General features: G+C 64.1%; 2 protein-coding genes. Both read right to left on the bottom strand.

Annotation, left to right across the window (positions count from 1 at the left end; all coding sequences use genetic code 11):
- Positions 1–255 (bottom strand): signal peptidase II (locus AACY08_RS29005; protein ID WP_339472519.1); only part of this gene is annotated, 255 nt, incomplete at its 3' end.
- Positions 252–493 (bottom strand): zinc finger domain-containing protein (locus AACY08_RS29000; RefSeq protein WP_339472518.1); only part of this gene is annotated, 242 nt, incomplete at its 5' end. The genes AACY08_RS29000 and AACY08_RS29005, both read right to left, overlap by 4 nt.

Raw genomic sequence — 493 nt, 5'->3', positions numbered from 1 at the left:
CAACCACACCAGCACGCCGAGCGCAATCGCCCCGGTCATCGCCACCAGCAGCCAGCGCATCGTCGCGGTATCGGCGTGCAACAGCCCCAGCGACACGCCCTGATTGGCGACGAAGCGCAGGTTGAAGAAGGAGGTGACGTGATAGGCATCGCTCAGAAAATTGAGCTTCAGCACATCGGTAATGCCATATTTCGCGGCCTGATCGACCACGAACAAGGCGGCGGCGGTGGCAAAACCAGCGACAGGCAGCTTCATGCGACGACTCCCGCGCAACGGTCACACAGGTCGCCATCCACCGCGACCTCGGGCAAATGCCGCCAGCAGCGACCGCATTTGTGGAAATCGGTGCGGGAAACGGTGATCGCCTCGCCCGTCGTCACCTTGGCGACGATGAACAATTCGGCCAGCGCCGCGGGCGACAGCGGTGCCTCGGGCACCACCACCTCCGCCTCCAGGCTTGAGCGCACGATCTTCTCGCGCCGCAGCGGTTCGA

Source organism: Pseudomonas sp. EL_65y_Pfl1_R83 (assembly GCF_963970695.1).
In the GTDB taxonomy this organism is placed as follows: Bacteria; Pseudomonadota; Gammaproteobacteria; order Pseudomonadales; family Pseudomonadaceae; genus Aquipseudomonas; species Aquipseudomonas tritici.
The sequence above is the reverse complement of the archived record's forward strand: the minus strand, read 5'-3'. Positions and strand labels throughout refer to the sequence as shown.